The organism is Dyadobacter sp. LHD-138, assembly GCF_030929615.1.
GTDB lineage: Bacteria > Bacteroidota > Bacteroidia > Cytophagales > Spirosomataceae > Dyadobacter.
The window spans coordinates 250270-273958 of record NZ_JAVFVU010000006.1; the positions used below are offsets into that span (position 1 = coordinate 250270).

The 23689-nt window shown below is 42.5% G+C and carries 25 protein-coding genes; 4 read left to right on the forward strand and 21 right to left on the reverse strand.

All coding sequences use genetic code 11. The features are described from left to right. Positions 1-24: 24 nt before the first annotated feature. The 11 genes from RB622_RS06585 to RB622_RS06635 all read right to left on the reverse strand — a co-directional run bounded on the left by RB622_RS06585 (position 25) and on the right by RB622_RS06635 (position 10402). Positions 25-1056, reverse strand: coding sequence for a BtrH N-terminal domain-containing protein (locus RB622_RS06585; RefSeq protein WP_308045751.1), 1032 nt, complete (start codon positions 1054-1056; stop codon positions 25-27). A gap of 4 nt (positions 1057-1060) precedes the next feature. Then, a complete protein-coding gene (locus tag RB622_RS06590) occupies positions 1061-1459 on the reverse strand; it encodes a hypothetical protein (protein WP_308045752.1) in 399 nt (132 codons plus the stop codon). 35 nt (positions 1460-1494) lie between these two features. After that, positions 1495-2637, reverse strand: coding sequence for a beta-ketoacyl-ACP synthase III (locus RB622_RS06595; RefSeq protein ID WP_308045753.1), 1143 nt, complete (start codon positions 2635-2637; stop codon positions 1495-1497). Further along, complete coding sequence (locus RB622_RS06600; RefSeq protein WP_308045754.1) at positions 2637-3548, reverse strand: hypothetical protein; 912 nt, start codon at positions 3546-3548, stop codon at positions 2637-2639. The genes RB622_RS06595 and RB622_RS06600 overlap by 1 nt, the downstream gene beginning before the upstream one ends. A gap of 72 nt (positions 3549-3620) precedes the next feature. Then, a complete protein-coding gene (locus RB622_RS06605) occupies positions 3621-4103 on the reverse strand; it encodes a hypothetical protein (protein WP_308045755.1) in 483 nt (160 codons plus the stop codon). Between the two features lie 59 nt (positions 4104-4162). Continuing rightward, a complete protein-coding gene (locus RB622_RS06610; protein ID WP_308045756.1) occupies positions 4163-5224 on the reverse strand; it encodes a methyltransferase in 1062 nt (353 codons plus the stop codon). An 8-nt stretch (positions 5225-5232) separates the two neighbouring features. After that, positions 5233-5955, reverse strand: coding sequence for a YdcF family protein (locus tag RB622_RS06615; RefSeq protein WP_308045757.1), 723 nt, complete (start codon positions 5953-5955; stop codon positions 5233-5235). Between the two features lie 143 nt (positions 5956-6098). Then, positions 6099-6728 carry a hypothetical protein gene (locus RB622_RS06620; protein WP_308045758.1) on the reverse strand — a complete coding sequence of 210 codons (630 nt, stop codon included), beginning with the start codon at positions 6726-6728 and terminating at the stop codon, positions 6099-6101. A gap of 42 nt (positions 6729-6770) precedes the next feature. Then, complete coding sequence (locus RB622_RS06625) at positions 6771-7379, reverse strand: hypothetical protein (RefSeq protein WP_308045759.1); 609 nt, start codon at positions 7377-7379, stop codon at positions 6771-6773. 29 nt (positions 7380-7408) lie between these two features. Next, positions 7409-8668 (reverse strand): AMP-binding protein, encoded by a 1260-nt coding sequence (locus RB622_RS06630; protein WP_308045760.1) that lies wholly within the window; start codon positions 8666-8668, stop codon positions 7409-7411. Between the two features lie 48 nt (positions 8669-8716). Beyond that, positions 8717-10402, reverse strand: a complete 1686-nt coding sequence (locus RB622_RS06635; protein ID WP_308045761.1) for a C45 family autoproteolytic acyltransferase/hydolase — start codon at positions 10400-10402, stop codon at positions 8717-8719. Between the two features lie 90 nt (positions 10403-10492). Between RB622_RS06635 and RB622_RS06640 the strand changes: the two genes are divergently transcribed. Together RB622_RS06640 and RB622_RS06645 are read left to right on the forward strand one after the other, a co-directional pair. Then, the gene (locus RB622_RS06640; RefSeq protein ID WP_308045762.1) at positions 10493-11116 is read left to right on the forward strand and encodes a 4'-phosphopantetheinyl transferase superfamily protein; all 624 of its coding nucleotides are present in this window, start codon (positions 10493-10495) and stop codon (positions 11114-11116) included. A 34-nt stretch (positions 11117-11150) separates the two neighbouring features. Next, positions 11151-13628, forward strand: a complete 2478-nt coding sequence (locus tag RB622_RS06645) for a PIG-L family deacetylase (RefSeq protein ID WP_308045763.1) — start codon at positions 11151-11153, stop codon at positions 13626-13628. 50 nt (positions 13629-13678) lie between these two features. Here the strand turns inward: RB622_RS06645 and RB622_RS06650 are convergent, their stop codons facing one another. From RB622_RS06650 to sufC, 9 genes are all read right to left on the reverse strand, one after another. After that, entirely contained in the window at positions 13679-14788 is a 1110-nt protein-coding gene (locus RB622_RS06650) for a VWA domain-containing protein (protein ID WP_308045764.1), read from the reverse strand. A gap of 94 nt (positions 14789-14882) precedes the next feature. Beyond that, entirely contained in the window at positions 14883-15311 is a 429-nt protein-coding gene (locus RB622_RS06655) for a BrxA/BrxB family bacilliredoxin (protein ID WP_308045765.1), read from the reverse strand. A 144-nt stretch (positions 15312-15455) separates the two neighbouring features. Continuing rightward, positions 15456-15767 carry an SUF system Fe-S cluster assembly protein gene (locus RB622_RS06660; RefSeq protein WP_308045766.1) on the reverse strand — a complete coding sequence of 104 codons (312 nt, stop codon included), beginning with the start codon at positions 15765-15767 and terminating at the stop codon, positions 15456-15458. A 59-nt stretch (positions 15768-15826) separates the two neighbouring features. Beyond that, positions 15827-16246 (reverse strand): SufE family protein, encoded by a 420-nt coding sequence (locus tag RB622_RS06665; RefSeq protein ID WP_308045767.1) that lies wholly within the window; start codon positions 16244-16246, stop codon positions 15827-15829. 2 nt (positions 16247-16248) lie between these two features. After that, positions 16249-16539: a type II toxin-antitoxin system RelE/ParE family toxin gene (locus RB622_RS30305; protein WP_409021417.1), complete on the reverse strand. Its 291-nt coding sequence runs from the start codon at positions 16537-16539 to the stop codon at positions 16249-16251. Then, positions 16527-16715 (reverse strand): hypothetical protein, encoded by a 189-nt coding sequence (locus RB622_RS06670; RefSeq protein ID WP_308045768.1) that lies wholly within the window; start codon positions 16713-16715, stop codon positions 16527-16529. The genes RB622_RS30305 and RB622_RS06670 overlap by 13 nt, the downstream gene beginning before the upstream one ends. A 62-nt stretch (positions 16716-16777) precedes the next feature. Then, positions 16778-18004 carry a cysteine desulfurase gene (locus RB622_RS06675; protein WP_308045769.1) on the reverse strand — a complete coding sequence of 409 codons (1227 nt, stop codon included), beginning with the start codon at positions 18002-18004 and terminating at the stop codon, positions 16778-16780. A gap of 86 nt (positions 18005-18090) precedes the next feature. Next, positions 18091-19410: a Fe-S cluster assembly protein SufD gene (sufD, locus tag RB622_RS06680; RefSeq protein ID WP_308045770.1), complete on the reverse strand. Its 1320-nt coding sequence runs from the start codon at positions 19408-19410 to the stop codon at positions 18091-18093. 85 nt (positions 19411-19495) lie between these two features. After that, a complete protein-coding gene (sufC, locus tag RB622_RS06685) occupies positions 19496-20263 on the reverse strand; it encodes a Fe-S cluster assembly ATPase SufC (RefSeq protein WP_308045771.1) in 768 nt (255 codons plus the stop codon). A 264-nt stretch (positions 20264-20527) separates the two neighbouring features. On the opposite strand from sufC, the gene RB622_RS06690 reads away from it, so the two are divergent. After that, positions 20528-21979, forward strand: coding sequence for an arginine deiminase family protein (locus RB622_RS06690; RefSeq protein ID WP_308045772.1), 1452 nt, complete (start codon positions 20528-20530; stop codon positions 21977-21979). 70 nt (positions 21980-22049) lie between these two features. Continuing rightward, positions 22050-23006, forward strand: a complete 957-nt coding sequence (gene ctlX / locus RB622_RS06695; RefSeq protein WP_308045773.1) for a citrulline utilization hydrolase CtlX — start codon at positions 22050-22052, stop codon at positions 23004-23006. A 64-nt stretch (positions 23007-23070) separates the two neighbouring features. Here the strand turns inward: ctlX and RB622_RS06700 are convergent, their stop codons facing one another. Further along, entirely contained in the window at positions 23071-23529 is a 459-nt protein-coding gene (locus RB622_RS06700) for a hypothetical protein (RefSeq protein WP_308045774.1), read from the reverse strand. Between the last annotated feature and the right edge of the window lie 160 nt (positions 23530-23689).

Consider the following 23689-nt stretch of genomic DNA (forward strand, 5'->3'; position numbering starts at 1 on the left):
ATGGATGAATGAGGAAATTGAATCTTATTTTCCCAGATTCAATTTTGAAAGTTTCTGAAAAGCTTCCTTTTCCACAGACCTTATTTCCACAAGTCTGTCAGCGATATCCTCAAAGCTGCTTTGCTCGGTAAGCCTCCCTTTGTATACACCAGCCATCTTAATCGCGCTCGCTCTCCACATATCACCCGATTTTGTAAAATCTTCGGAGATACCGATCAACCGGTCATCCTGTAAATAAGTGGCAGCTTGTTCCAAAAAAGCGGCATACAAAAAACGGAATCCACCACCGCCCGTACCAATTTCTTCCTGCATACGGACGATTTGTCCGAGATACAACCCAGCTTTTTTAATACCCAGTTTATCCCGCCATTTTCTGATATGATTTGCCGTATGACGAATGCCATCCACACCTGCGAAACTTCCGGGAATATGCAGCATATCACGGACATTTCTGCGAATACCCTTTACAATGCCTTTCCTGATCATGTCGTCCGTCACAACCCCAACTTTTTCGGGATAATAAATATGACCTTTCGGCGCAAAAGTGCCTTTCGCAAAACGTACCTTACTCAAATCTTCAGCACTCAGGAAAGTCACATCTTCCATCGTCGGATCACTCAGCAGATATCTGCTTTCTTCCTTTCCATAAACGATAATGTTATGGGCATTAAAATGGAACCGGTACTCCTTTGGAAAATAAGTGAGATGGAACACGCCAACCTGACAACCGACAGGCACGTGCTCACGTATTTTTTTATCTAAAAAATCCTGAGCAGATTCAGGACTACCAAACCGCTTGCTTTTAACCTCAACACCCAGCGACTTACAGGTTCTCTTGAAAATAGCGCCCGGCATGGTTCTGAAAGAAATAGCGGGACCATTGTTCACGGTAAGAAACGGAATTTGTATATAAAACAGACCCGAACCCATACCAAAGGCAAGCGGTTCGGTCATAAAATCAAGACCGTTATGACGCAGCAACGCCGTAGTCACGCCGTTTTCACAGTGTGCCGTCTGAACGTGATGAAATTCTTCTATCTGACTATCGTATGGCAATGGCTTAACCTTTAAAATTTTTCAATTCATCCAATGTAATGTCGAAAGCTGCCGCATATTTGCTCAGTTTCCTGTCACTTAATCCTTTAAAAACGGAAGGTTTAAAATGTCTTTTCACGAAGAACCCAAGAAAACCCGTATATCCTGAAAGCAAGGGAATATCCATCAAACGCAGCTCCATGAAGTAGTAAACGGGACTTTTTTCTCCATTGATCACGGCTTGTCTGGCCTCTTCAATTCTTCCGTTGACTTCCACCCAGGCGTTATCCAGCGCATCCTTTTTCACATCCCAACCGCGGCTTAATGCCGTTTCGTACTTTCCGTCCTTGTTTTTGACGTAGCAAACTTCTCTCGTGAAATTATCCAGTGCGCCGGGGTCCTGCGGCAGGTCTTCCTTTTTCATCGTGATCTGATGTTATATTTCTGAATTCAGACAGGTCAACAAACCGTCAACAGACAAAACATGTAAGAGAACCGGGAACTCTCAGGCACTGCCAGCAGTATCTTTTCTCCTTTTTTTAGTTTACCGCTGTTAAAAACTTCCTCCAAAATCATATAGATCGATGCGGCACCAACATTTCCCTTATCGGCCAGGTTGGTAAACCATTTCTCTTTTGGAATAGGAATTCCGTTTTCGGTAAAGAAGTCGTCAATTTTTTTCTCGAAAAAGTAGCTCGACAAATGCGGCAGAAAGTACTGCACGTCACTCATACTGACACCTTTTTCAATCAATATATTTTTCAGTTTCGTAAAGCCAAGTTTGACAATTTTCTCGCCAAGCAGTTTCACATCCTGCTTAATACTCAATATGGATTTATCGATAACTTCCTCTTGCGTAAAATCTTTGTAACTTTTAACAGATCCGTCGGCCTCCTTATCAGCGCCCATGTACATACAGGCTTCCTCTTCATTGGCATACGAACACCCTTCGATCCATTCAATTTTCAATGAAAGTGCATCCGGATTCGGCTGTCCTTCCACCAAAAATGCACCGGCACCATCCGACAGCATCCAGCGAAGAAAATCTTTCTCAAAAGCCAGATATGGATTTTGCTCCAATTTAACCAGCTGCTGCACTTCATCTTCAAACTGGTCTGCACGTAAAACCGGCGATAACCGCTCAGAAGCACAGGAAACAGCCATTTTCTTTTCTCCCAGCTTCACCGACATATAGGCATATTTCAAGGCATGCATCCCGGCACAACAAACACCTGACGGAGAAACCACTTCCACAGAATCCGTTTCGGGCAACCAGCCATGCACCATCACACCATGCGAAGGCATCAGCTGATCCGGGCTTGATGTGGCACAACTAAGCAAATCTATTTTACCTAATTCCTCAGGTGATTTTTCAAACAATCCCCTTACTGCCAAAGCGGCCATTTCAGCGTTGGTATGCGTTGCTGTTCCCTCTTTCGTCAATGCGTAATACCGGCTTTTTATTCCATTATTTCTAAGAACGATTGCCTTCGATTTTGACGGTTTCCCGTTTATATACCCCAAATATTGCTCCATCTCATCATTTGAAACAGCCTCATTGGGTAAAAACTTTGAAATTCTCGTAATATATGCTTCTGACATTATGCTTTGGTTTCTAAACCACAAAAATATTCTTTTTTCTTCTTAATTGAATCAGACGTAAAAGGCACAATCAGTAAATTGTACACCAACAACAATACCGGGGCAACCATAAAAAGAGCAATCAGCAAATAATATTTGAAGAAAGTAACAAATCTTTTGCGTTTGGCTGGCGTAGTCCCCCTTTTTTTGATCAAACCCGCCCAGATTCTGAAAATCTTTTTCGCGCGTTCCTCTATGAACAAGATGTCGGTTGGAATTGCAATCAGGCCAAGTCCTAAAATTTTGTCCTGTAAACCTGCATAATCAGCGTTATGCAACGCGTCATTTACAATGGATCCAAATCTCGACGCGCCCGCAATATCTTCCTGACTAACGCCGGGTAATGGCAGAAAGCCCCATTTTCGTTCCTTTTTTCCCGTGAGCATCCAGTGCAGGATCGTCACCGCACTCAGCAGATTCGACGTGCGATCCATCAACGGAATATTCGCGACCAGCTTTGCACCTGCCTTGTTAATGTACGCTTTTATACTCTCCTGTGCATTCAGCCACATGTTTCTACCCGCTATGATCGTCACAACCGGTTTTCCTTTAATCACTTGCTGGAATGCCGTATTTTGAAAAAGCGACGTAATTGGAAGCGACGGAGACAAAAACCAGGGCTGATAACCCATCACAACCAAGTCATGATCCTCTGATTCAAACCGAAATGCATGCAAATCGATCGCTTCTTCAACCACGCACTCGGGCATCGCATCAAAAAAAGCATCACTCGTCCATGGAAAAGGAAAAGGTTTTGCCGGCTTCAAATATATTCTCTCGATCGAAACCGCATTAAAAGGCGTCAGAAAATGATTAATAACTTCATCCAGCTGCCCCGACTGCGAGTAACTAACCACAAGGATCTTTTTCAAATTCTATTAAACATGTAAAGGAACGATGAAATTTCACCATTCAGTTAGGGTTAAGTTTGCTTTAATAACTTTTTAATGAAAGTCTGATTCTTTTAAAACTTTGGAATCTTTTGCGTAAGCAGCGACTACCGTTTTTAAGTTAGTATTAAATTTAGCAAATCCGTTGATAACTGCCGACTTATCTTCTTCCAGATTTTTGTTGTAGTGCAGTACCCCCGGTGCATGTTCCTGAATTGACAATCTCAAAAACCTGTATTCAGCATTGGAAGGGTTCTTTTTTATCTCTTCTTCCAGTAAATGTGCTCCTTTTTTAAACGTTTTCACCTTAGCACCCGCCCCTTTTATAAAACCCGCTTTTTTCATGTAAAGCGCGCCCTGATAGGCCAAAACCAGCGACGACGTTTTTTCCTGATCAAGCATTGAAATCATGCCGTCAATACGCTCCTGCGAAGTGCTCGAAAACACTTTATAAAACTCTCCCTTATCAACCTCCCGCGTGACGTTTGCAGGAAGGAAAAACACCAGGATAAAACTAAAAAAAACATTTACGCCCATAATACGAATACTTAACCTACACATCAGAAGATGAGCCTGATTAAGTCAAACTCCCTGAATTATACTTTTTTCCTGCATTCCAGAATCGTGTGATAGCTGTCGCCGATCAGCGGATATGTTTCAACGACCTTAAAACCCGCTTCGTTCACCAAAGATTTCATCACCTCCACCCGGTACATTTTACTGTTTCCGTTGGCCATAATGGTGAAATACAACGAAGTTGCCACCAGACTGAAATGTGCGGCGGGATAATTCTGGTTATCAAAAAACGGCTCCAAAATAAATAACCTGGTTTCCGTGGACGCCGCCTGATAGGCATTTTTCAATATCTGGACAATCTGTTCTTTTGAAAAACAATCCAGAAACTGGCTCATCCAGATCACGTCAGCTCCCTGAGGAATTTTCTGTTCCGTATCAAGCAGGTTGATCGGATGAAATTCAATCCGGTCAAGCAATTCCTTTTCCGTAGCATTCTGTTTTGCCACTTTAAGCTGCACAGGCAGATCCAGTATTTTTATTTTCACATCGGCATCATGCGCACAGCACGCAAATGACCATTTCCCGGTATTGCCGCCAATGTCAAAAAGTGTACCGGTCTTATGTTTGAAGACAATTTTCAGCGCTTCCGGAAAGGCTCCGTCCGAATAATAATGGTCAAATTCAAACCAGGAAGTTTTAGCAGGCTCCGGCAAAATAGACAATCCTTCATAAATTGTCGGCCAGTCGCCCAGTACTTTCAGCCCTTCCGGTTTGCCATTTCTGATGCTGTCGGTCATCGCTTTCGCGCCCAGATAACACACATCATTCATGAAATTGACATTAACTTTCGTCATTTCATCTTTCAAAAGGAAAAATCCGACTTTGGTAATTTTTACCATTCCTTCACCAAAGCATTCCAGAACACCCAATATTTCAGCGGCCTCAATGAGTAAATCGACACCATATTCCGACACATCCAGTTTTTCGATAATGGTCGAAATAGCGACGCCTTTGCGGTGATTGTTAATAAATTCAAGAATTCCTAAATCCCTAAGCGCAATCACCGATTGGAAATACATCGGACCAAATGCTATTTTTTGTGCCTCATACTTGGCTTCGATCGCCGAAATTTCTTTTTTCATTGTACTGATTAAGGTTCTTTGCTAAGTGCAGTTGCCGGCACCATTCTGTCTTTAAATCTTCTTCTGTATTTTTTCTTTTTAAGGTCTTCTTCGTGCCAGATGATGTATTTCCCCATCGTGCCTTTAAATCGCTGAAAGAAATTCTCCCTGGCCGACAGTTTTACGAACCCTTCTTTCCTTGTTGGACTTGGATCAATTGTCGGTTCATACAGGTTCAAAACTTTCAGCGTATCGATTACCGTCGGCAAAAGTGCAACAGGTATTTCAAATTTCCGCATAAACTTGCCCATATAACTACTTTGGAACGGATCCGAAGCCAGCGCAATTTTGCGAAACCCCAGTTCTTTGGCCAACCGGTACGAATAATAGACGTTTTCCGTACTGTGCTCGGCCTTCTCTTCTGTGAAAATCCGGTCCTTTGGAATCCCCAGCTCTTCTGCATACAAAGCCATGACTTTGCTTTCTACATAAGGCGTGGCCACAGCGGAACCGGAAAAAATAACATTTTCGGTATATCCCTGGCTATACAAATATTTGGCCCAATGGATCCTCATCTTGTGCACCATATCCCATTCCTTTCCGTGATACGGAAAGCCCGGGACGATGATAACATCATAGGGTTGATCCTGCAAACCTTTCTGAAAAGCCTTTTCCGCCGACCGGTAAAATGTCTTCGCACATCCGGAAAGCAGGAATACACTCAAAGTCAGCAAGATAATTAGTCGTCTCAAGGTCTGGATTTATCTTTTAAGGAGGAAGCTGTACAAAACCCTCTTTAAAGAGCTTTGCACAGCTTCCGGAAGCAATATCATGCTAATTAAATTAACTGCCAATCGATGGCGCAGAAAAACTTCAAGTCTCCGGGAACGGACTGTTATTTAAGGGTCTTACTCCACGTTTTGTAATACTTGGAATCGATGGTTTTATTGATCTTGTAAACGCCACCCGCCCAGTAATTACGGAATCCGAAACCACCTGCGGCACCGTCTACTTTTTCAGTATAAAGTACTTTTTTGGTACTTAAATCAATAAAAGTTATCCAGGCAAATAATTTCTCAGCGTTTTTATTCAGACTTTCAACGACATAAACCAGACCTATTCCGTCCTTTTCACTTAACGAATATTTCGCTACTGATTTTTTAACCTGATCTTCTGTGATCGCATAAGCATCCTCTGTAATATTGTCTTTCACATTGGCCGACTCATTCAGTTTGATCATATCCCCTACTTTGGATTCATACTGATCTGGTTTCAAATTAAACGCATCCTGCAACGAGAATTTTTTAGGTTCCGCCTCGATAAGATTATTCCAGCTCACCATATGCTGACTTTTAATCGCAACCGGATCGATAAAACCGGCCTTGCCAATGTATTTGGCCTGCGTGAAATCAAGGCCTAAAAATACAAGCTTCGCTTTTCCGGCAAACAAATCAGATAAAGTCTGTTGGGCAGAAGCCTGTCCGGCCAAAAACAGCGCAAAAACAAAGAGTAATAACTTTTTCATACACTTGGAAGTAGGATAGTTAACTGTAAAAGGAATATCGTATTATTTAAGCTTTTTGTCAATAAAGGCTGCAAGCACTTTACCCGCTTTGGCATAAGATTCGGCAATCCGGTCACCGGCATCAAAATCAAAACCGCCGAACTGACCTCCCGGAACATTGCTCAGCGCCATTTCCGCAACGTTTTTCTTTCCTGCCGATTCTACAAGATCAATTTTATAATTCAGATACGCATTTTTACGCATTACACCCACATTGAAACCCGGTTCCAGAAAAACCGTATGTACGATCAGGGTATATTTAGCACCAGATCCCTGCTCTATTTTCAAGCCCTTTTCAGCCAGACCTTTGTTAAACAATTCTTCAAATTTTGGCTCATACTTATTTTCTCTGTCGGCTACCCAGCTCTTTTTCCACTCGTCACCTTTGCCGGCTTCCTTGGCATTATATTCAGCCGATTTTTTATCCAGATATTCTTTTTCCGTTGCAAATTTCCCTACACCAAACTGGGAATAATCGTATTCAACATTGATGGATTTCTGTCCGGAAAGTACGTCAACGTCGCCCGATCTCAGGTCTACTCTTTGAGCAAAAGCAGTCTGAACTGTTAAGATCAAAGCTAATAATAATGTGGTAAATGTAGAATTTTTCATGCTATTGACTAATTTATTTTGAATGTAGATCAAAGATAAATCAACTTTTCAGGTTTTCTTTTTTCCTGCTTAAATATTCGGTGGTTTAGTTCTTGAGTGGTTATAAACTGCAAAGCCGGACTAACCCGAAGCCGGGATTTGAACAGCGAATGTAGCTTTTCCTTGAATGCTGCGCCTTCCAGGTTCATGGCCAGGAGTATGGTAATTTCATCGTTTCCAAATTCATTTTTAGAGACGACAACCTGATACAAGTCAATCTCCGGAACCATATCCAGCACATCAAAAAGTGCGGGCGGAAAGATCGTCGTCCCCTTAAATTTAATCATCTGCTGTTTCCTTCCCACAACCGGCCCCAAACGCGTTGAATGCCTTCCGCAGGCGCAAGGCGCATAATATACATGACACAGGTCTCCGGTTTTATATCGCAGCAATGGCATGCCTTCCACCCCCAAAGTCGTCACGACAACTTCACCCATTTCACCCTCACCCACCACATTTCCATTTTCATCGACAACTTCGAGGATCAACAGGTCAGGATTTAAATGTCCTCCCTTTCCCTCCTGACACTCAGTGAATGCCGCACCCATTTCCGTGGATGCGTAGGTCGAATAGAGTTTTACGTCCCATTGGCTGGTAATTCTTTTCCCCAATTCATTATAGGTAAAATCAGGATTTCTGATCGGCTCTCCGATGCACAAAATAGATTTCACAGACGATGCCCGATAATCAATTCCATTGGCTTCGGCGTATTCTAAAAGTCTTGGAATAAACGAAGGAATGGCAATAAGTACCGTTGGCGAGAATCTTTGAATAGACTCCCACTGCAAAAATGGCGCACCCGGACCTACCCGAATCATGCCCGCACCCATTTTTCTTGCACCCATCCAATAAGCAAGACCAGCCATAAAACGTCGGTCGATGGTTGTCATCAACTGATAAATATCTTCCTTCGAGCCATTGGCACAACGAAAAGCCTCCGCCTCGTTGGCAGCCAGCCGATCCACATCCTTTTCGGTCAGGTAAAAAGCAACCGGATCACTCAGCGTCCCGGAAGTGGTCACAAAATCAGAAATTTTGCTTTTGGGCACACAAAGGAAATCATCATTGTAGTGTGCCAACTCGTCTTTTGTTGTGAAAGGGATCCAGGTCAAATCTGCCGGCGTCCGGATTGTAGTAATATCAATCCCGCTCTCTTTAAAAATACGCTGATAGTAAGCGGAATGCTTGTTGAGATATTGAAGGATCGCACCCAACTTTTTGCTTTGCGACTCGATAATTTCCTTTGTCATAACAGGGATGATTTTTAAACTGATAAGCTTTCCGACCACATTTTCATTTTACGACTTTTCCTTTTTGCATGCATCTATTTTCGCTCTGATGGCCTTTATTTCATTTTTTGAAGAGACTTCATGCTGCAATGATTCCTGATAATAACCGATGGCCTTGTCAAAATCCTTTTCCTTACGATAATAATCCCCCAACGCCAGATAAGTTACATAACTTTCAGGATTATTGGTCACCATCGCAAATTCATCGGCAGGTGAAAGTTTATAAGGTATGCCTAGCATCACATATTTATGGATTTTTTGCTTCGTAACCTTAAAAGCCTCAAACTTTTTATAATCCTGTGAAAGCAAAAAAGTATCGGCTTTGATCGCGAGTGAATCAATCGCGTGAAATGTTTCTTTATGGTTAAAAACGTCGTTCAGGTCGTAACAAATAAATGCACCAAGCTGATATGGAGGTGTAGAAATCCAGACTTTTTTCTCGGCAGGTTTAAAAATAACACCGTGATGCGCGATAAGCTGATTTAATGATTTGGCATTTCCGTATCCAATAAATGTATCATTCAGCCCTTCCTTGTTCCGCAAAATATCCGCGGCTTTGTGTACATCCATGGGATAATTTCTTCCCATAAGCTGATTCATCCGATCGAAGCGCGCTTTGGAATCCGTTTCATCCAGATTTTTAATATTTACAGAATCGCTGATAAAAGCAGGTCCCTGGTAATGATTCGCACAAACCAGATAATCTTTTCCCGAAGAAAAAACGTCCATTTTTTGCGGTGATTTCTCAATAATCACGGCCTTATTATCTTGCGCCGAGCCAATTAGCAACGATTCAGAAACGAAAGTATCCCGCTTCCGGGCAATCGCATGGGCTTCTTCCACCGTGGCCGCATATTGCAAAATCTCCCTCGCCAGCAATGAAATAGGCTCCTTGGCGCCATAGGGAATATCCGATTTGGACGCATTCAGCGTTACCGTTATCCCTTTTTCATTCATGCCTGAAACAACGCCTGTCAAGCCTGCCCACGCATACGATGTAAATTTGTATCCTTTATCGGGATTGACGAAAACAATTAACTTATCCTCTGCAAAGGCATCACCCATATAAAAATCAAAGTTTCTGGCAATGAGCAGCGTAGAATCTGATGAAAGGGAATTGTTCACCGCAAAGGAAGTGCAGCCCACCATGTTAAGGTCCGTCAGCGCGTGGCCGATGTCATGTGCTGCGTGGTAGTTTAAAATCCTGTAATATTTGGGACCTATATAATTGAACTGATCGGAAAATGACTGGGAAACGCCATAAATTTCCTGCAAATTTTCGTCCTGGATATATTTGTAAATGTCTTTGTTAAACCAAGCCACAAAACCTTTTAATACCTGAAGAAAAAAAGCATTGGGAATCATTTCCTTGATCTGGCCAACAAAATGTACTTCCTGCTTTTCCATAAGCTCCTTTGCCAGTATGCCGTAAATCAGGCCGCGCTCATAGGGAGTGCCTTCAAGATACATTTCCCAAATCCCGTTCTTATTCTTTTTTAGCCAGCAATGATCGACTTTATAATGATTCGGACCAACCTGGATCCGCTTATAACTTTCAACGGTTTTGGTACTTGTTATCTCAGGCGTGGGTAACTTTACACACCAGATAAATATTCCGAACGCTATACCGGCCAGTAGAAATGTAATGCCGAGAAACTTAAAAATGGTACGCGTTAATCTATTTTTGGGCCACATATATTTTGCTGGAATGATAATTTCGGAGATAAGCGTTACCAAACGGGCAACCTTGTCTCTTTTGCATTAACACGTAAAATTACGAATTAAATGGGCTTAGTATACAAAAAGATATTGTCCGGAGATTCGATTCTGGGGCTGTGGAAAATCTCGGAATCCCTTCAGGAGCTAAACTCCCTGGCTGATCTTTCGCCTGCAGACAAAGAAATATTGTCTCGAAAAACAAGCGAAAAACGTCAGAGAGAGTGGCTGGCCGCACGGTGCCTTATAAAGGAAATCAGTCCCTCTCACCCCGAAATTTTCTACAACGAACACGGAAAACCACTGCTGCAAAGCGGAGATTATGCCATATCCATTTCACACTCTGAAAAATATGCCGCGGTTTTGCTGAGCAGAGAAAATAAAGCCGGTGTTGACATCCAGAAAATAAAGCCGGATATCGAAAAAGGAATTGATTATTTCCTGAACAATCAGGAGCAAATATGGGTTGATAGGACAGACTTTGTACTGCTGAATATTTTGTGGTCCTGTAAAGAATCTGTTTTCAAATATGTATCGTCCCATGAGCTGGATGTACGAAATCAAATTTTTTGCAGTTTATTTCAACCGCAAGCCGAGGGTTTGATTGAAGTAATCGTCAGAGATGAAAATCATGAAACCCTATCGATTCACTATGAGGTCTTTGAAGATTACGTCCTTACCCGTACATTGTAGAAAGAAACCGAAAAGCTAAGCCCACTGACATTCTATGAAAAAAATTACCGTTCTCTTATTTTTAATTACTTCCTTTCAAATTCGCGCACAGGTTCCTACCCTATCTTCCAGTGAAATTTATCAGGGTATTAAAAAATTAAACGTGCTTGGTTCGGTCCTGCACATTGCCGCACATCCCGACGATGAAAATACGCTGATGCTCTCGTATATGTCCAAAGACCAGCTGGTTCGGACGGGTTACCTTTCGCTTACCCGTGGGGATGGCGGTCAGAATTTGATTGGGGCCGAGCAGGGTTATAACATTGGTGTGATCAGAACGCAGGAATTGCTCGGAGCGCGTAAAATTGATGGTGCCCAGCAATTTTTTTCCCGTGCCTACGATTTCGGGTATTCCAAAACACGTAACGAAACTTTAAATTTCTGGGACCAGAAAAAAGTTTTGGGTGATGTGGTCTGGATGATCCGTAAGTTTCAGCCCGATGTCATTATCACACGCTTTCCGCCTGATCCACGGGCAGGCCACGGGCATCATCAGACTTCGGCTTATATGGGCGAAGAAGCTTTCAAACTGGCCGCCGATGTCAACGCCTATCCTGAACAACTGAAATATGTAAAACCATGGCAGGCCAAACGTCTGGTCTGGAATACCTTCACACCCGGTTTTACCAACAAAAAACCGGAAGGTGAGAAAAATCCATTTATCTCGGCGGAAATTGGGGGCTATAACCCAATACTCGGAAAATCATATACTGAAATTGCCGCTGAGAGCCGTAGCCAGCATAAAAGTCAGGGATTTGGAAGCTCACCGGTCCGTGGCGAGCGCGTTGATTTTTTCCTGCATAAAGAAGGTGTCCCGGCCAAAAACAGTCTTTTCGATGACGTGGATATTACCTGGAACCGGGTTTCGGGCAGTCAAAAAGTGCAGAAGCTTGTCACGGATGCAATAAAGAATTATCAAATAGGAAACCCATCATCTTCGGTACCCGCGCTTTTGAAAATTAATCAGGAACTCAATAAGCTGGATACGGCTAACATTTATGTAAAAGCGAAAAAACAGGAAATCTGTGATTTGCTCGTACAGTGTGTCGGTCTGTTCTTTGAAACAAACCCGGGCGACTTTTCTGCTGTGGCAGGGGATCTGGCCGATATCAGAATATCCGTGGTGAAACGCTCCGAATATCCTGTAAAACTGACTTCTTTAAACTGGACGGGTGTTAAATCGGACAGTGTTATGAACCTGAGTCTGGGTTCAAACGAAATGAATGCTTTTGCTATCAAAGCGCATTTACCGGAAAACCTGAAAATCACGCAGCCGTACTGGCTGGAAAAACCGATCGACAAAGGTATTTTTCAGATCGACAACCAGCTTAACATTGGTTATCCGGAAAACAGACCGGAAACAAATACCGTTTTTGTCTTTGAAATAGACGGGCAGAAATTCACTTATTCCCGCGCCTGGGCTTACAAATTCACGGATCCGGCCAGTGGTGAAATTTATCGACCGTTCGAAATCCGTCCGACTGTAACGACCAATATTAATGAGCCTGTTTTCATTTTTGCCGATGCAACACCCAAAGTAATAAGTGTGATGGTGGAAGCACAGAAAAAGCAGGTTAAGGGAGTTTTAAAACTTGATCTGCCCAAAGGATGGAAATCAGAACCAGCGAGCGTCAATTTTGATATGGCCGACAAATATCAGGAACAAACCTACGCCTTCACCATAACACCTCCGGCGAAAAACGAAGAAGCGGTTGTTAGATCCGTGGCAACGGTCAACGGGAAAAACTATGACAGGGCGATTAAGACGATCAGCTACCGCCATATTCCAAGCCAGACATTATTTCCGCCCTCGGAAGCAAAACTCGCCAAGCTGGATGTAAAAACAACGGTGACAAAAATTGGCTATATCGCCGGAGCCGGCGATGACGTCCCGATGGCTTTGAGGCAGATGGGTTGTACCGTGACGATGTTAAACGAAGCTGCACTCTCCAAGGATTTAAGCGAATATGAAGCCATTATTGTGGGGATACGCGCATACAACACGGAAAGCCGCCTGACCTATTATCAGGAAAAACTGATGGATTATGTAAAAAATGGCGGGACTATGGTGGTGCAGTATACAATTCCTGCGCGCTTACTGGTGAAACAGGTCGGCCCCTATCCGATTCAGTTGAGTCATGATCGGGTTGCGGAAGAGGATGCAGAAATCCGGTTCCTAAAACCAGATAACGTGCTGCTTAACTATCCCAATAAAATAACTCAGAAAGATTTCAACGGCTGGATTCAGGAGCGTGGTTTATACTTTGCCAGCGACTGGGATAAAACAAATTATGAAGCGATTTTTTCAAGCAACGACACCGACGAAAGCCTGAAAGAAGGAAGTGTATTGTATGCTAAATACGGCAAAGGGCATTATATTTATACAGGACTTTCATTCTTCCGCGAACTGCCCGCAGGTGTTACAGGCGCATACCGCCTTTTCGCCAATATGATTTCAGTAGGTAAAAAATAAAAAAGTAACCGGTTGCGGCCTGTGCGGTCCAACCTATGCGGTCCAACCGGTTATTTCATATTCTTTCTGCGGTTTCTTTGGAAATCTTCGAGCACAAATCCGCCCAATCCCTGAAGATTGCTATAATAAGCCCGGCCATTGTTGACCTTCGTAAAATTCTGCACAAACTGTTTCAGATAGGGATCCGTAGCGATCATAAAAGTAGTGACCGGAATTTCCAGGCGGCGGCATTGCGCAGCCAGGGTCAGCGTTTTACTGACAATCTTACGGTCCAGTCCGAAGCTGTTTTTGTAGTATTTAATCCCTTCTTTCAAACAAGTAGGTTTACCATCGGTGATCATAAAAATCTGCTTGTTGCGGGTTTTCTTGCGGCGTAAAATATCCATAGCCAGTTCAAGACCGGCGACCGTATTGGTATGATAAGGCCCCACGTCCAGATAAGGAAGATCTTTCAGCTGAATCTGCCAGGCGTCATTTCCAAAAACAATAATATCAAGAGAATCTTTCGGATACTTTGACCTGATAAGTTCAGCAAGAGCCAGGGCCACTTTTTTCGCCGGTGTAATCCTGTCCTCTCCGTACAAAATCATCGAATGACTGATGTCGATCATGACAACGGTAGCCGTCGTGGTTTTCTGCTCACGTTCCACGACCTCAAGATCATTTTCCAACAGCATAAAATCACCGATTCCGTGATTGACCTGCGCATTTTTTATTGATTCAGTCATCGCAATCTGATCCAGCGTATCTCCAAATTGAAACTGGCGGATATCACTGCTCAGCTCATCACCCGCTCCCATGTACGGCGTATGATGATTCCCTCCCGATTTCGATCTTTTCAACTTTCCAAAAATCTCGTCCAATGCACTCTTACGGATACTTTTTTCGGCTTTGGGTGTCATGATCAGCTTACCATCTCCCTCACGTTTTTCTTCGGTGATATATCCTTTTTTCTTCAAATCATCGAAAAAATCACCGATCCCGTAAGAATCATTGGTCAGGTTATACTGCCTGTCAAGTTCACTTAACCACGACATAGCCTCGCTCACGTCACCCGATGTCATCAGCAGAAGCTGCTGAAAAATATCGAAAAGCTGATCAAACTTATTATTTCCGGTTTGCTCTGCTGGTATAAATTTGGTGAAACGATGTCCCCGCATAAAATTCAGATTTGAAAATAAATCTACAAAAAACAGACGGCTACTTTCGATTGATTTTGAAAGTAGCCGTTTAAAATATTATAAAAGAAACTGATTAAGCTTCTTCGCCGCAAAATTCCTCGTAAGCCATTTGTAAGTGCTGCGCAATCATTTCTGCTGAACGGCCTTCGATGTGATGACGTTCTACGAAATGGATCAACTCACCATCTTTGAAAAGTGCCACTGCAGGCGATGATGGAGGATAAGGCAAAGTATACTCGCGCATTTTGGACACAGCTTCCAAATCAAAACCGGCAAAAACCGTCGCCAATTGATCAGGTTTAACTTCACTGCGCTCCAAAGAAGCTCTTACACCCGGACGTGCCGCACCAGCCGCGCAACCGCATACTGAATTGATCACGACCAAGGCAGTACCTTTCATATTCTGCATGAAGTTGTCTACCTCAGCAGCAGTTGTCAAATCCTGAAAACCGACATTAGTCAACTCCGCCTTCATAGGCGCTACTAATTGTGGGGGATACATATTTTTTTAATGTTTAAAGTTACAATTTGATTAGCTGTTAGCTATTAGCGGTTAGGCGTTTAGCTTATATTGGTATTATAAAATTTTCTGTAATGAATTCGAACCGGAAGCGAATCGCTAAAAGCGAATAGCCAACAGCTAAACTTACATAAATCCAAGTTCAAGTTTCGCTTCCTCGGACATCATTTCTGTTGTATAAGGCGGGTCAAAAGTAAGTTCGATACTTACGTCATTCACGCCTTCAACTTCCCTGATTTTTTGTTCAACCTCCCCCGGCAAAGTACCCGCAGACGGACACGAAGGCGAGGTAAGGGTCATGGAAACAAAAACATTGTTTACCGGGAATATTTTTAAATCATATATCAGGCCAAGCTCATAAACGTCAACCGGAATCTCCGGATCATAAACCGTTTTAATCGCTTTGACAACTTCTTCACGCAATTCTGATTCAGTCATTTCTTTTTCTGGTTATAACATGAAGTGAAGAGTCTTAGTTTTTCACTTTTAATATTTTTTTAGTTTGTAGCCTGATAAGCCAGCCCGTACGTTCTCATTTGTTTCAGCATGGATGCCAATCCATTGGATCTGGTTTGTGCCAAATGCTGATGCAAACCGATTCTTTCCATAAAATAAAGCTCCGATGTCGCGATTTCCTCAGGCGTATGGCCAGATAAAACTTTCACCAGCATACTCACCAAACCTCTCACGATGATGGCGTCACTATCTGCTTCAAATTTTAAAAGATCACCATCCATGTACGCATTTAACCATACTCTGGACTGGCAACCCTTAATTATATTTTCTTCGGTTTTGTATTGTTCTTCCAAAGGAGGGAACTGTTTTCCGAGATCAATGATGTACTCGTACTTGCTTTCCCAATCATCAAACAATTCAAAATCCTCGATTAGTTCGTCTTGTGCTTCCTTAATTGTCATAATTAAAATTCTGATAATGGCTGAGATAAATGTCTGATTGCCATAATCTCGACAGTCCCGTCTTTGCAAATATTGTATATAACACGGTACCGACCTGCAAAAATTTCTCTGATACTGTTTATTTTTATTTCAGGTACCTTTCGACCCATATTTGGAAATTTCTCAAGGAGCTCAATCTTATTGAAAATTTCGTTGATCCATTTTTGAGAATATGATAAAGATTCTGAATTCAATCGAAAAAAAATCGCATCCAAATCTTGCCTGGCTTCGTTAGACCAAACTATTCGAGCCATTTTTTGTAGGCGTTTTTCACATCTTCGTGATTTTGAAAGTCTCCGTTATCAATCTGTCTTCTTGATCGCTCAATTTTCGACAATAGGATAACCTGCTCTATAACCTGCTCGACTTCCAAATTATCCGGCATCCCTTCAAGCGACTCTATCAATATATTTTTAGGAATAGTTTCCATCTTATCAATATTTAAATAGTTTGAGCTTGTGAAATATACAAATAATCAGCACGCGATTATGATCACCCCAACATTTTCTTCACCTTATGAAGCCCTTTAATCAGACTGTCAATTTCCTCAACCGTATTATAAACAGCAAAAGAGGCGCGACTGGTTCCTAGTATGCCCAGGCGCTGCATCAACGGCTGCGTGCAATGATGGCCTGTTCGAACCGCTATTCCCTGATTGTCCAGCAAAACCGCGATGTCCTGGTGATGGACACCTTCAATAACAAAGGATAAAACGCTTACTTTTTCCTTTGCCTGACCGATAATTCTTAATCCCGGGATTTCTCTGACGGCATCGGTTGCGTATGTAAGCAGGCTATGTTCGTATTTCGCGATATTTTCTTTGCCCAGTGTATCCACGTAATCCAATGCATACTTAGCCGCAACCACATCCGCAATATTGGGCGTTCCTGCTTCGAATTTATAAGGTAATTCGTTGTAGGTCGTTTTTTCAAACGTTACCTCCTTGATCATTTCTCCGCCCCCACGGTAAGGAGGCATGGCGTCAAGCAGCTCTTTTTTACCGTACAAAATCCCCATACCGGTCGGGCCGTAAATCTTGTGCAGCGACAATGCGTAAAAATCACAGTCAAGTACCTGAACATCCAGCGTTAAATGTGAACTCGCCTGCGCACCGTCCAGCAACACTTTTGCACCAAACTGATGTGCCTTTTTAATAATCTCTGCAACCGGATTGATCGTCCCCAAAGCATTGGAAGCATGCACAACAGAAACGAGTTTTGTTTTTTCTGAAAGCATTTTTTCATAAGCATCCATCAAAAGTTCGCCCTCATCATTAATCGGGATCACTCTCAAAACACAACCTTTTTCTTCACAAAGCATTTGCCAGGGAACAATATTGGAGTGATGTTCCATCGTGGTAATGATAATTTCATCACCTTCCTTCAAAAATTTACGCCCGTATGTCTGCGCGACGAGGTTAATGCTGTCGGTTGTTCCGTAGGTAAAAATTACCTCTTCGGCCAAAGGGGCATTGATAAATTTTTGAACACGGCGGCGGGAATCTTCAAAAGCAGCCGTTGCTTTTTCAGCTAAATGATGAATGCCACGGTGAATGTTGGCATTGTAATGTTCGTAATAACCCGACAACGCATCCAGTACAATACGAGGTTTTTGAGTTGTTGCGGCGTTATCAAAATACACAAGTTGTTTTCCACCAATTACCTCATTAAGAATAGGAAAATCATTACGGATGGACGCGATATCTGGGAAATTAGTCATTATACCGGTATTTAGAAAAATGCCCAACCCAATTGAAGAGAAGGTTGGGCATTACAAAAAAATATATTGTAAAACAGAACGGGAAACTACTTTTCAGAAAGCTTCTCTGCAATTACATTTTCAAGATATTCACGAATTGAATCAATCTTAATTTGCGAAACCACATCGGCACAAAAAGCAAACATCAACAATGACATGGCTTCTGGTTTAGAAATTCCGCGTGAACGCATGTAGAACAATGCTTCCTCGTCGATTTGCCCCGTTGTCGTTCCGTGTGAACATTTCACGTCATCAGCATAAATTTCAAGCTGAGGTTTCGTATTCATGGTTGCCTCGGGAGACAAAACGATGTTCTTGCAAGACTGGAATGCGTTGGTTTTCTGAGCGTCGGGACGAACAAATATTTTGCCGTTGAAAACTCCTTTCGACTTGTCGCGCAAAATCCCTTTGTACAACTCGTTACTCTCGGAATTCGGTTTACGGTGATCCGCAACGGTGTGGTTATCCACATGCTGCGTTCCATCCGGGAAGTAAAGGCCATACATATGCGCTTCACAACGTTCCCCGTCAATCACAATGTTCAGATTATTTCTCGTAAACTTTCCATTCAAAGTAACTGTGGCCGCATAAAAATGTGATCTGTCCAGCATACGCACCTGTGTGGTTCCGATATGATAGGCATTTTCACTTTCATTCTGCACTTTATAATATTCCACGCCCGCTTCTTCACCCACATTGATTTCTGTAACCACATTGGTAAATGACCGCTCCTCACCGATTGTCCTGAAAGCTTCCGCAATTTTCACATGTGCATTTTTGCCAACCGCAATAATATTGCGGGGCTGGCTGCCAATGTTTTCTTTACGGGCATCACTCACAAAACGCAGGATAACCGGATGTTCAACTGTCTGATTATCCGGCACATGGATAAACACACCATCATGTGCGAAGGCCGTGTTTAACGATGTAAAAGCATCATTATCATCCTTTACCAGTTCATCAAAATATGAATTGACAAGCTCAGGATTCTTTTTATAAGCATTTTGTAAAGAATCGATAATGATCTGATCCGAAGACGAGGCCATTTTAGATAATTCGGCGTTGTAGTGGCCGTTTACAAAATACAGAATATTGGCAGCCTGCTCCGGCATTTTAAGATCGATCAGATCTTCTGCCGACAGCGTATCGCTTGTATTGAAATTATAAGAAGCACTGATCAGATCGCGTACGTTGCTGTATTTCCACTCCTCGTTTTTAGGTGTTGGAAATCCCAATTCATCGAATTGAGCAAGCGCAGCACGTTTTTTCTGATAAAAAGCCGACCTGGCCTCACCATTCATCACGGATTCCCGTGCGTGAAAATCAGTGATTAACTTCGTTTTTAAATCTATGGTTTCGGTACTCATTCCTTTTTTTGGTATTGAAAGTGATGTTACTTGATTAACCGTTGGCGATTAATCCAACAATAACCTGAAAGTTAAAAATGACAGACTATTGGTTTACTTCCTCAGCTTCTACCTCAGCCTTGATCCAGTCATAACCTTTTTCTTCCAATTCAAATGCCAATTCTTTCGGACCGGATTTAACGATTCTTCCTTTGTAAAGTACGTGCACAAAATCTGGAACGATATAATCCAAAAGACGCTGGTAATGCGTAACGACGATGGTCGCACGCTCAGGAGAGCGAAGTGAGTTAACGCCTTCTGCTACAATACGCAACGCATCAATATCAAGCCCCGAGTCCGTTTCGTCCAAAATAGCCAGTTTCGGTTCAAGAACCGCCATCTGGAATATTTCGTTACGTTTTTTCTCTCCACCCGAAAAACCTTCATTCAAGGCACGCTTCAGCAAAGAATCATTCATCCTTACCAATTTAGCTTTTTCACGTACCATTTTAAGGAAACGAGCAGCGTCCAAAGGCTCTTCGCCGTTATATTTACGAATTTCGTTAACAGCCGTTTTAAGGAAATTGATGGTCGTTACACCAGGAATTTCAACCGGATACTGGAATGCAAGGAAAATTCCTTCTGCCGCTCTTTCTTCGGCTGCAAGTTCCAATAACTCTTTTCCTTGAAAAATTACATTTCCTCCTGTAACCTCATACTCTTCTCTTCCTGCTAAAACAGATGCCAAAGTGCTTTTTCCCGATCCGTTTGGCCCCATGATGGCATGAACCTCACCTGGTTTCACTTCCAGATTGATGCCTTTTAGTATTTCTTTGCCTTCGATTGAGGCGCGTAATCCATTAATTGAGAGCATAACTAAATTTATACTTGTATATGTAGTTCGTGGTAATTTACCGCAAAAGTAGTAAGCTTTGGTCGTATATGAAAATAACCTCCCCGTGCAAACCGAACATTCTGCTAATACATCATTAACAACCTTTTTCCCGACAGGTATGTTCCATAAATCCCGATAATTTGAAACAGCGCTTTTTATTAAAGCAGATAAAGCTGTTAACAAATCACTTTATTATGAAATATCCGCATTACTTTGCGACCGGAGTTCTTAGTTTTACAGCATATGAAAACAAATAAATTACTTTCCTCAGCGATCCACGTTTCCTCTGAAGTAGGCACATTAAGAAGGCTGCTGATTCACAGTCCCGACCGCGGACTTGGCAAAGTAGTCCCTTCCAAGGCACAGGACTGGCTTTTTGAAGATATCGTCCACCTGGACACCATGCGTAAGGATGAATACGATTTTTATGTAAAACTGCTTCTGTACTTCCTTGATCCGGAAAAGATCAAGGGGAAATTAAAAGAAATTGATGCAGATACCACCCGCTCATTTTATATTCCGGGTTCGGATAATTATTTTAACTCGGACCGCGTTGTTGATATCCAAAAACTGCTGGGAGAAATTTTGCAGGACGAAAATATCAGGATAAAACTCACCGCAGCCATTTGTGGTATTGAACGATGTTCTTATGCCACACAAAATGAATTAAATGGTTTTGACCCGAATGAGCTGGCAAAAATTTTCATTTCCGGCTCTCTTTCGAACAAACGCATGTTGTTTGCGCCATTGCCCAACCTGATTTTCATGCGTGATATCGGTATTGTGATCAATGACCATATTTTGCTTAACAAACCGGCAAAATCAGCGCGTACGCGGGAATCCATTTTAGCGCAGTTTGTTTTCTTCCATCATCCGATGTTTGCCAAATTGAAGGATAACATCATTGAAATCCCTGAAAATGAACGGCATTTTTTACTTCCCGATGATGAAAAAGCGAGCGATTACCACCGCTGCACGCTTGAAGGCGGGGACGTAATGATGGTTTCACCAAAACATTTGCTGATCGGATGCAGCGAGCGCACGACGCTTTATGCAGCCCAACAGGTGATGAAAATTTTGTTTGAGAAAAATATTGTTGACACCATCACGATTATCAAAATCCCGAAGAAACGGGATTACATGCACATTGACACCATTTTCACACAGGTAAAAAAGAATATCTGGGTACTGCTCAACAGCCTGGGACGCCTCGGCGACGAAGCGAAAAAGAAAGATGTCCTGCACTTTTTTGCCCCAAAAGAAAGCAATCCAGAATTTCAGATCCTTCAATTTATTAAGGGACTGGAACATAAACCGATTGAAATAGAAAATCTCGAAGACCTGCTGGCCGATATCAGCCGGAATGACCTTGGCTGTAATGAAGAGGTGCAGTTTATTTACTCGGGGAATAACCAGTTTCCTTATGGTGAACGGGAACAATGGACGGATTCCTGTAATTTGCTGGCGGTAAAAGATGGGGTGGTGATCGGTTATGACAGGAACGATAAAACGCTGGATGCCTTTCGTAAGAAAGGGTTTCGGGTTATCAAAGCAAAGGATCTGATCGCCAAATTTGAAGCAGATGAGCTTTCTCCCGACACATTAACCAATACTTTTATTACACTGCCTTCCGCAGAACTTTCCAGAGCCCGCGGGGGATCACATTGTATGAGCATGCCTATATTAAGAGATTGAAAGGCCGTTGCAATCCGACCAATTCAGTTGTAAATTGCATGTACTTCCAACACAGAAATCATTTACTCCTATGCGCACGATATCCACTTCCACCCACACCCAGCCGCAATCCACGGCACGGATTATGATGATCCGCCCGGTGCAGTTTGGTTTCAACACAGAAACTGCCGGAAGCAATGAGTTTCAGCAAAAGGAATTTGCCGATAAAACGAACGAGATTGTGCAGGAAAAAGCCAGAGAGGAATTCGATCTGATGATTTCCCAGCTTCAGATGACCGGCCTTGACCTGCATATTTTTGATGATGACGACGCGGTTTACCGGCCGGACGCAGTTTTTTCCAACAACTGGGTTTCGTTCCATCAGAGCGGAAAAGTGGTTTTGTACCCTATGATGGCTGAAAACAGGAGAGCCGAACGCAGGCCTGATATCATCGAAAATCTGAAAAAAGATTTCCTGGTTGAAGAAGTAATCGATCTGACGCATTTTGAAAAAGAAGGCAAGTTTTTGGAAGGAACCGGAAGCATGGTTTTAGACAGACGCTATAAAATTGCCTATGCCTGTCTTTCTCCACGAACACACCCGGAAGTTCTTGACGCTTTCGCGGAGGCCCTGGGTTATGAAGTTGTCTCCTTTTCCGCTTCTGATGAAAATAACAAACCCATATACCACACCAATGTCCTGATGTGCGTTGGCGATATTTTTGCGATTGTCTGTCTTGAAGCAATAAAAAATCCTGATGAACGCCAGATGGTCAGAGCCGTTCTGGAAGAGACCAATAAGTACATTGTTGAAATATCGCTGGAACAGGTCAGGCAGTTTGCAGGTAATATGCTGATGGTCCGTAATCTGAAGGGAGACAAGTTTTTAATGATGTCAACGCAGGCTTTTGACTCGCTAACAGAAACCCAAAGAAATTCTTTACAGGATTATGCCAGAATCATCCATACAGATCTTTCCGTAATAGAAGGAAACGGCGGTGGCTCGGCGCGCTGCATGATGACGGAAATCCACCTGCCCTTGCGATAGAAAACATAAAAGCGGATAACCAAACCGGCATCCGCTTTTACATGCTGCATTCAGCTATTTATACTTAATTATTCAAATCCGCTTTGATTTTATCAATCTTAGTTCTGGTATCCGATTTGAAATTATCCCACTTTTCGTCCGTCTCGGCCTGTAATTTATTTAGAGAAACTTTCAGGTCTTCCTTTTCTTTTTGAAGTTCTTTTTTGCGCTCTTTCCATTTATCCTTTTCCTTGGCTGTTGCCTTGTCCATTTTCGCGTCGGCTTCTTCTATTTTCTTATCCAAATTACCAATTGCGCCATCAATCTCGGTTTTTAACGCCTCCTTATCCTCGTTAAGTTTGGCTTTAAAATCGTCGCCGGCGTCTTTCAAATCGTCTTTTGTTTTATCCAGAGCCTCCTCTGCATCCTCTTTCGCTCCCTCAACGGTATCTTTTGCCGAATCCTTTGTTTTGTCTGAACAACTGCTAAAAGTCAACATTCCAAGTGTGAGCATGGATGCCACAAGCCAGGTTATCTTTTTCATTTTTCTTGTGTTTAAATTAATAATTTGAAATTAGTTGCATTCAGTTTTCCAAATAGCAGAAAATATCAAACCAGGGATTATCCCCGTCGTTCCGCGGTAACACTGTGGAAATTAGTACGCAGTAAAGCCATTTTCAGGCTTGATGTGCATTCATTCGTTA